A 9,477-nucleotide genomic window follows, 5' to 3' on the forward strand; every position below is an offset into this window, starting at 1 on the left:
CGATGTCTAACCGTTGGGGTGACTGTACCTTCCGTCGGTCACGGTGCGTCAAGCGCCGCAGGACGGAGGGGGTTCGGGGTGGGCGGACGCGGTGCGCGCCCGCCTCGGAAGGGGCCGGAGTACTGCGGGGGATGTCAGCACTCCGGCCCCGGCACGGGGGTCAGACGGAGACCGGCGCGGGCTGGGAGGCCTCGGGCGCGGCGTCCGTCTCCTTGATGCCGTAGCGGCTGTAGAACCTCGCCAGTGGGCCCGGGGCCCACCAGCCGGCCCGGCCCAGCAGCTTCATCACGGCGGGCACCAGCAGGATGCGGACCACTGCCACGTCCAGCAGGATCGCGAAGACCATGCCGACACCGAACAGCTTCATGGTGAGCACACCGCTGGTCGCCATCGCCGCGAGCGGCACACACATCAGCAGCGCGGCGCTCGCGATCAGGCGGCCGATGCCCTGCAGGCCGGTGGCGACGGCGGCCGCCGGGTCGTCCAGCAGGTCGTACTGCTCGCGGATCCGGGAGACCAGGAACACCTCGTAGTCCATGGACAGTCCGAAGATCAGCGCGAACAGCATGATCGGCATGTTGGGCTCGATGTTGCCGGTCGGGTCGAAGCCGATCAGGTCCTGGAGATGACCGTCCTGGAAGATCCACACCAGCACACCGAAGGTGGCCGACAGCGCCAGCAGGTTCATCAGGATCGCCTTCAGCGGCAGCAGCACCGAGCCGAAGGCGAGGAACAGCAGCAGGTAGGTGGCCACGGCGACATAGAGCAGCATCCACGGCAGGGTCTCGCCGAGGGCGTCCAGCGTGTCGTCGAACGCCGCCGTCTCACCGCCGAAGTACGCCTCCGCTCCGGGCGGCGGGGCCACGTCCTTGAGCCGGTTCACCAGCTCGCGGGCCTCCGGGGAGACCGCCGTTCCGTCGAAGTTCACCGAGACACGGGCGGTGGTGCCCTCGGCGCCGGTGATCTGCGCGCCCTTCGCGCCCTCCACACGGCCCAGCCGGTCGGCGTAGGACTGCAGGGCCGCGCCCTGCTCCTTGGACGTGGCGCCGCTGCTCAGCACGAGCAGGGAGTCGATGGACTTGACGCCGTTGTCGTCGAAGTCGCGCTCCAGCATGTTGTGGACCTGGCGGCCCTCGGCGCTGTCGGGCAGCTGACGCGCGTCGTTGGCGCCGAACTCGATCCGCAGGAACGGCACCGCGAGGGCCAGCAGCACGGCCAGCGTGCCGACCGCCACGATCGCCGGGCGGCGCATCAGGCCCTGGGCGAGACGGTACCAGCCGCCCTCCTCGGTGGACTTGACGGGCGCGGCCTTCGAACGGCGGTGCAGGGAAAGGGAGTTGACCTTCGGACCCAGCACCGCGAGTGCCGCGGGCAGTGCGACCAGGGAGAAGAACACCGACAGCACGACCGAGGCGACACCGCCGTAGGCCATCGACTTCAGGAACCCGAAGGGGAAGAAGGTCATGCCGGCCAGGGCCACCGCTACGGTGATGCCCGAGACGACCACCGTACGGCCGGCCGTGGCCACGGTCCGGGCGAGGGCCTCCTCGCCGCTGTGGCCGCGCACCAGTTCCTCGCGGTAGCGGCTCACGATCAGCAGTCCGTAGTCGATGGCGACCGCGAGACCGAGGACGGTGACCAGGCTCATCGCGAACACCGAGACGTCGGTGAGCTGAGCGAAGATCCGCAGGACGGCCATCGAACCGAGGATCGACAGACCGCCGACGACCAGCGGCAGGAAGGCCGCGGCCAGACCGCCGAAGACGATCACCAGAAGGATGAACAGCACGGGGAAGGACAGGCCTTCGGCCGCGCCGAGGTCCTTGCCGATCTCCTCGCCGGCCTGGTGGCCGGTCGGGACCGGGCCGCCGCGCAGGGTCTCCACCCCGGGTGCGGCGAGCTTGTCGATGACCGCCTTGTAGGACTCCTCCTTGGCGTTGTCGTTGTCGCCCTGGAGGTTGAGCGCCACATAGGTCGAGTGCCGGTCCCGGCTGACCTGCGACGGCATCTTGGTCATCCAGAAGTGCGCGACGCCCGTGACCTCGGACTTCGGCAGCTTGTCCAACTGGCCCACGACCGCATCGCGGAAGGCCGGGTCATCGACCGTGCGGTCCTTGTCGCGGTAGACGACGACCGCGTCGGGTGCGCGCTGGGGGAAGGCCTTCTCCGCCAGTTGGGCCGCGCGGCGACTGTCCGACCCCGGGTCCTCGAATCCGCCGGGCTTCATGTCGCCGAAGACACCCACTCCGTAGGCGCCCGAGACGACCGCGAAGAGCAGCGTCAATACGAGTAGAGGCCCTCGCCTCCGGTGGATGAAACGCCCCAGCCCCTCAAACATGGGTCTCCCTAGTTCGTCCGGCAAGCGCGTCACTGGCCGGATGTGTCCGGCCACCGCGTGGCGACCGTAACACCGTTTTTATCGCCTTCTCCAGGGCTCTTGCACACTGTCTAACACGATTCGCTCCAGGTGCTGGCCTCTGACCTGCGGCGATGCCGCTTGAAATTTCCCCTTGACTCACTTGAGGCTCACTAGAGGTGCTCACTGATGCCTGCTGACGTGTCAGCGGCCGTGATTCATAACAGCGTTGCGGTAGTGTTAAGGAATGGTCAGGCCGAAGACACATGACGAAGCGCTGCGCCAGCGGCTGATCCACCGAGCGGCCGCCACGGTCTTCGACCGTGGCGTGGCGGCGCTGAGCCTTCGACAGCTGGCGGCCGACGTGAAGACGTCGACGACCGCGGTCTACTCTCTGTTCGGCAACAAGGCGGGGCTGCTCGACAACCTCTTCCAAGAGGCCGCCCGGCTGTTCGCCGCGCACCTGGGCGCGGTCCAGCCGACCGCCGACCCCGCCGACGACGTCGTACGCCTGGGACTCGCCTACCGCGAGTACGCACTCGCGAACCCGCACCTGTACGCCATCCTCTTCTCCGACCCCGCGACGCGGTTCGGCGCCGCCTCCCGGGCCGAAAGCGGCGGGGACGCCGTCGAGACGTACCAGCCGCTCGTGGAGGCCGTGCGGCGCGGTCAGGAGGGCGGGCGCTTCACGGGGGGCGAGGCCGCCGAGGCGGTCGCCCTGTTCTGCTGGGGCACCGCGCACGGGCTGGTGTCCCTCGAACTGGCCGGCCAGGAGGCGCCGGGACTGACCGCCGAGGCCGGATACGAACGCACACTGCGCGCGGTGGTCGAGGGCTGGCGAGTCGCCGCCGCGGCCGTCTGATTCCGCGGTTCTACCACCGGTTACCAGCCGAAATCCCATTGTCTGCCGCGCGATCACGCGATCCCGGCATGCCGTTCGCCGCCTGGGGCTACTCTCCGCATCGAAGTGGCCTGTTCGACGCGTTCGACGGAGCCCGTCGCCGGACGCAGGCGCCCGAAAGGCGGACTAGATGGTTGATGGACGGTGGGGGGACGCGTTGCGCGAGGCGCGCGTCCGTGCGGGGCTGACCCAGGACGAGGTGGCTCATCGGGCCGGGGTGAGCGTCAGGACCGTGCGTCACATCGAGCGCGGCCATGTCGAACCCCGCAAGGACACCCTCACCCGGCTGTGCCGGGTCCTGGGCTACGACCCCGCCGCGGTCGCCGGCGACTCCTCGGCGTCCCGACTGCCGTACGAGATCCGCCTGTTGGGTCCGCTTGCCGTGCTGCGGGCCGGTGTGGCGGTGGCCATGCCGCTCAAACAGCGTGTGCTGCTCGGCCTGCTGGCGGTACAGCCCGACCGGATAGTCAGCCACGACGAGATAGCCGACGCCCTGTGGAGCGGTGACGCGCCCCAGGGATACCAGCACCTCGTATACACCTACGTCGCCCGTCTGCGACGGATCGTCACCCCCGGCGACGGCCACTGGATCAGCACCGTGCGCGGGGGATACGTCCTCAGCAGTCGCGCGATGCCGCTGGACCTGCGCCGGTTCGAGGACGACGCCGCCCGCGCCGGCAGCCTGGCCGCGGCCGACCCGGCGGGCGCCCTGGACGCCTACGGGCGCGCCTTACGCCGTTGGCAGGGGCGCCTCCTGGAGGATCTGCCGGCGCTCTGGCAGCATCCCGCCGTCGTCCGGGTCGCCCTGCGCCACATCGACGTGGCCATCGACTTCGCCGACCTGGCGATCAGCCTCGGGCAGCCCGCCCGGGTCATCGAACCGCTCACCATCGCCTCGCACGGCGACCCGCTGCACGAGGCGCTCCAGGCCCGCATCATGCTCGGCCTCGCCGGCTCCGGCCGCCGCGCCGCAGCGCTGCGGCTCTACGACGACCTCCGCGTCCGGCTGCGCGCCGAACTCGGCGTCGAACCGGGGGAGGAGCTCGCGTACGCCCGCGAGACGGTCCTCGCCGGGCAGCGATCGGCCGAGGGCTCGCACCCGCCGGATCGCGGCGGGGGCGACGCCGCGACACTCCGCCGCGACAGCATCCCCTGCCGCCACACCGACCCCGCCATCTGCGCCCCCCACGCCCTGCGCCGCATCACGGCCCCGGTCCGCGCGATCGGCCAGGACGCCGACGCCGACCGGGCCGACGCGGCGGCCCCTGACTCCGCCGCGGCCCAGGGCGTCGGCGTCGACACGGTGTCCGTCGGCAGGGTGCTTCGCGACCCGACCGCGGTGCGCGCCCTCGACGGCATTCCGGCGCAAGGCGTCGGCGGCGACCCCGCGCGGCTCGGCGCCGCGCATTCCCACTCCGTTCCGGGCGAGGGCGTCTACGGCGACCCCGCGCGGGACCGTGCCGTGCGCGCCGTGAATGCCGACCCTCCCTCCGACCCCCACGGCAATCTCTGACCCCACTCCGGTCCGTACCACTGGTCGGGGCGCATCCCGCTCCACCGCGCCCCGACCCTCCGGAGTCCGGTGATTCACCCGGAGTTCGCTATTCCCCTCTGCCGTAATGCGCTTTCTTTCGGGTAAGCCGGGTAACGGTCACCGCAATTGTTTCCTTCGCATTTCCCATTCCTTCGGAGAGGCTGCTGACACGGCCGCTGACACGATTGCGGCAGGCTGACACGGGCTCCGCGGACCCGGCCCGCACGGGATAACGCCGCAGGTCGGGGCGCGACAGTCGGCTCCAGCCGGATCGGAGTCTTTCTCCAGCGATGCTCGACCGGGTTTTTCCGGCCCTGAGTTCGGTTGCCCGAACGGTTCTGCGGCTCTATGTTCGCAGCCGCCTGCACGACCTGTTTCGAAGGCCCGCCGCGGGCCCCGCCCGTGAAATCCCCCGCACGCCCCGCGAGGTGCACCCGCGGGCGTTCTCCCGGTCGACTCCGCAGGCGCGCGACACACCGTTCGGAGAGGATCGGAAATGGTTAAGGTTACGGCCGCCGAAGCGCAGAAGTGGCTGATCGAGGAGATCGCGCAGCGCGTGGGCGTGGACGCGTCCGAGGTCCCGCCGGACCAGTACTTCGACGAGCTCGACCTCGACAGCACCGCCGCGCTGATCATCGCCGGCGAGATGGAGAAGTGGCTCGGCTTCGAACTCGGCACCACGGCGCTGTGGTACCACCCCACCATCGAGGCGCTGTCCGCGCACATCGCCGAGGAGTCCGAAGCGCGCGCGGCCGCGGTCTGAACGGCTCCTCGGCCCACGACCACCGCCCTGGGCGGATGGCACCCGGAGTTCGTCCCCCAGCCGGGTGAGGACCGCCCGGGGCGGTGTACCAGGCCGAGGCGCACAAGGGGGACGGGGAAGCACCCGTCACCCCCCGCACGCGAGATCCCGGCCGGCCCCCCGCCGGCCCGGCACACCGCCCCAGGACGCCCCCGCAGCACCCGCCGCCACCGTGCCGCCCCCACCGCCGCGCAGGCGCACCCCGCCGCTCCGCCGGCCGCACGGCCCCGCTCGGGCCCGCCCGCGGCCGTTCGTCACCCGGCCCCGAACCCTCGGGCCGGGACGGCCGCGTACCGCCACCGCACCGAACCCATCACCGTTCGCCCGGAAACCAGAGAGACTCGCCGTGAACTCATCGCAGGAATCCGACCTCGACCGTCGGCTAGCCCGGGACCCCATCGCCATCGTCGGCCTCTCCGCGCTCTACCCCAAGTCCAGCAACCTGCGGGAGTTCTGGGCGAACGTCGTCTCGGCCGCCGACTGCATCGACGACGTGCCGGCCGGACACTGGGACGTCGACGAGCACTACGACCCCGACCCCACGGTCCCCGACAAGACGTACGCCAAGCGCGGCGGCTTCATCCCCGACGTGCCGTTCAACCCGCTGGAGTTCGGCCTGCCGCCGAACACCCTGGAGGTCACCGACGTCCTCCAGCTCCTCAGCCTCGTCGTCACGCGCGAACTGCTGAAGGACGCGGGCGCCGACCAGCAGTGGTACGACAAGTCCCGCACCGGCGTGGTCCTCGGCATCACCGGCGCCAACCAGCTCACCCAGCCGCTCACCGCGCGGCTGCAGAGCGGCGTGCTCAAGGAGGTCGTGCGCAGCTGCGGCCTGTCGCAGCGCGACGCCGACGAGATCGTCGCCAAGTTCCGCCTGGCGTACGCCCCCTGGGAGGAGAACTCCTTCCCGGGCATGCTCGGCAACGTCGTCGCCGGCCGTATCGCCAACCGGTTCGACCTCGGCGGCATCAACATGACGATCGACGCCGCCTGCGCCAGCTCGCTCGGCGCGGTCCGCAGCGCCGCCAGCGAGCTCCTCGAGCGCCGCGCCGACACCATGCTGGTGGGCGGCTGCGACGCCGAGAACACGATCTTCATGTACCTGTGCTTCAGCAAGACGCCCGCGCTGTCCAAGTCCGGGCGCATCCGCCCGTTCGACAAGGACGCCGACGGCACCCTGATCGGCGAGGGCATCGGCATGCTCGCCCTGCGCCGCCTGGCCGACGCCGAGCGCGACGGCAACAAGGTCTACGCCGTCCTGCGCGGCATCGGCACCTCCAGCGACGGCCGCTTCAAGTCCATCTACGCCCCGCGCAAGGAGGGCCAGATGGTCGCCCTGCGCCGCGCGTACGAGGACGCCGACGTCGCGCCCGACAGCATCGAGCTGTTCGAGGCGCACGGCACCGGCACCGCCGTCGGTGACGCCACGGAGCTGAGCGCCCTGTCCGCGGTCATCTCCGACTCCACCGACGCCACCCGCTACGCGGCCGTCGGCAGCGTCAAGTCCCAGATCGGGCACACCAAGGCCGCCGCGGGCGCCGCCGGCATGATCAAGCTGGCCCTCGCCCTGCACCACAAGGTGCTGCCGCCCACCATCAACGTCGACGAGCCCAACCCGGCGATCGACTTCGTTTCCGGCCCGTTCTACGTCAACACCGAGGCCCGCCCCTGGATCCGCACCCCCGAGCGCCCCAAGCGCCGGGCCGCGATCTCCTCGTTCGGCTTCGGCGGCACCAACTTCCACATGGTGCTTGAGGAGCACGGCGACGGCGACGACCTGCGCGTGTCCTTCCCCGTGTCCACCGTGCACCTGTGGCACGCGCCCGACACCGCCGCGCTGGCCGAACTGATCGCCTCCGGCGCTCCGGCCAACGGCGGGCCCGCTCCCGAGGGAAGCGCCCGCGTCGCCTTCGTCGCCCGCACCGAGCAGGAGCTCACCGCGCTGCGCGACCTCGCCGTCGGCGAACTGCGCGCCCGCCCCGGGGCCGACGCCTGGCAGCACCCCAAGGGCGTGTACTTCCGCAAGAGCGCCGCCCAGGCCGGCAAGGTGGCCGCGCTGTTCGCCGGACAGGGCAGCCAGTACGTCGACCTCGGCAAGAGTGCCGTCATGGCACTGCCGCCGCTGCGCGCCGCGTTCGACGCCGCCAACCGGCACTTCGAGGGCTCGGAGGCGCTGTCCCGCATCGCCTTCCCGCCGCCCGCGTTCGACGACTCGGGGCGCGGTGAGCAGGAGACCGCGCTGCGCGCCACCGCCTACGCCCAGCCCGCGATCGGCGCGCTGTCCGCGGGCCAGTTCCGCTACCTGGCCGAACTCGGCTTCACCGCCGAGGGCTTCCTCGGCCACAGCTTCGGCGAACTGACCGCCCTGTGGGCGGCCGGCGCCCTGGCGGACGAGGCCTACTTCGCCCTCGCGCGGGCCCGCGGCAACGCCATGGCCCCGCCGGAGCGGCCCGGCTTCGACGCCGGTGCGATGGCCGCGATCTCCGCGCCCGAGGAGAAGGTCGCCGAGCTCGTCGCCGCCCGACGCGACGTGGTGGTCTGCAACCGCAACGCCGCCGACCAGATCGTCGTGGGCGGACCCACCGACGAGGTCGAGAAGGTCGTCGCCGAGGCCACCGCGGCCGGACTGCGCGCGAGCCGTCTGCCGGTGTCCGCCGCGTTCCACACGCCGTTCGTCGGACACGCCGTCGAGGCGTTCCGCGCCGACGTGGACCGCGTCGAGGTCACCCGGCCGACCGCCACCGTGTACGCCAACACCCGGGGTGCCTCGTACGGCGACGACGTGGCCGCCAACCGCAAGGTGCTCACCGAGCAGCTCATCAACCCGGTCGACTTCGCCGCCCGCGTCGAGGAGATGTACGCCGCCGGGCACCGCGTGTTCGTCGAGTTCGGCCCCAAGGCCGTGCTGACGCAGCTCGTCCGCCGCATCCTCGGCGAGCGCGAGCACACCGCGGTCGCCCTGGACGCGGGTCCCGGCCGCGACTCCGACACCGCGCTCAAGCAGGGCATCGCCCAGCTCGCCGTGCTCGGCCTGCCGCTCGCCACCGCCGACCGCTATGTGGCCGCCCCGGCCGTCGAGGCGCCGGCCAAGGGCATGCAGATCCTGCTCAACGGCATCAACTACGTCTCGCCCGAGCGCCGCGCCGCCTACCGCGACGCCATCGACAACGGCTACCGCGTCACCGTCCCGACGCTGCCGGGCGCGGCCAACGGCAGCAACGGCGGCGGCACCGCCGTCACCCCGGCCCCGCAGGCCCCGGCCGTCGCGCCGCAGGCCCCGGCCCCCGCGCGGCCGGCCGCCCCGGCCCCGAGCGCTCCGCTCCCGGCCGTGGCGCACCAGGCCCAGCCGGTCGCCGTCCGGCCGGTCCCCGCGGCCGTCCCGGCCGCCGCCGCGCACACCGCCCCCGGCGGGGTCGCCACCGCGGTCGCGCCCGCCCGGCCCGTACCGACACCCGCTCCCGCTCCGACCGCCTTGGAGACCCCCAACGTGGACAGCGACCGCCTCGCAGGGCTCGTGGCCGACCACCTCGCCCTGCACGACGACTACCTCAACAGCCAGCTGGAGAGCGCCGAGCGCCTGACCGGCGTACTGGAGCGGGCCGCCGAACAGGGGCAGCTCGGCGAGGTGCTGCCCGGCGTGAACGCGGTCAAGGAGCACGGCCTCGACATCGGCCGCAGCCACCTGCGCGCCAACGAGATCCTGCGCGACCTGGCCGCCCTGGAGATGCGCGCGACCGGCTCGGCCCCGGCGGCCCCGGCGATCGCAGCCCCGGCCCGCTCCGAGGCCCTGCTCGCCCCGCAGCAGCCCGCGCTCCCCGCCCCGGTGGCGCCAGGCCGTCGCCCTCACGCCCGACTCCCTGACGCTCACCATGTCCGTGGAGACG

General features: G+C 72.1%; 5 protein-coding genes. 4 read left to right on the plus strand and 1 reads right to left on the minus strand.

Going from position 1 to position 9,477, the window contains the following annotated elements; all coding sequences use genetic code 11:
- Positions 1-160: 160 nt before the first annotated feature.
- The gene (locus tag ABZZ79_RS28655) at positions 161-2,284 is read right to left on the minus strand and encodes an MMPL family transporter (RefSeq protein ID WP_356693486.1); all 2,124 of its coding nucleotides are present in this window, start codon (positions 2,282-2,284) and stop codon (positions 161-163) included.
- A gap of 319 nt (positions 2,285-2,603) precedes the next feature.
- Here ABZZ79_RS28655 and ABZZ79_RS28660 point away from each other — a divergent pair, with 319 nt between their 5' ends.
- The 4 genes from ABZZ79_RS28660 to ABZZ79_RS28675 all read left to right on the plus strand — a co-directional run.
- Positions 2,604-3,218, plus strand: a complete 615-nt coding sequence (locus ABZZ79_RS28660) for a WHG domain-containing protein (RefSeq protein WP_356693488.1) — start codon at positions 2,604-2,606, stop codon at positions 3,216-3,218.
- A 169-nt stretch (positions 3,219-3,387) separates the two neighbouring features.
- Positions 3,388-4,770 (plus strand): BTAD domain-containing putative transcriptional regulator, encoded by a 1,383-nt coding sequence (locus tag ABZZ79_RS28665; RefSeq protein ID WP_356693490.1) that lies wholly within the window; start codon positions 3,388-3,390, stop codon positions 4,768-4,770.
- A gap of 517 nt (positions 4,771-5,287) precedes the next feature.
- Positions 5,288-5,554: an acyl carrier protein gene (locus ABZZ79_RS28670; RefSeq protein ID WP_356693492.1), complete on the plus strand. Its 267-nt coding sequence runs from the start codon at positions 5,288-5,290 to the stop codon at positions 5,552-5,554.
- Between the two features lie 385 nt (positions 5,555-5,939).
- On the plus strand, positions 5,940-9,477 hold a 3,538-nt coding region (locus tag ABZZ79_RS28675; protein ID WP_356693494.1), incomplete at its 3' end, for a beta-ketoacyl synthase N-terminal-like domain-containing protein.

The sequence above is a fragment of the Streptomyces sp. NPDC006458 genome, assembly GCF_040612135.1.
Lineage (GTDB): Bacteria > Actinomycetota > Actinomycetes > Streptomycetales > Streptomycetaceae > Streptomyces.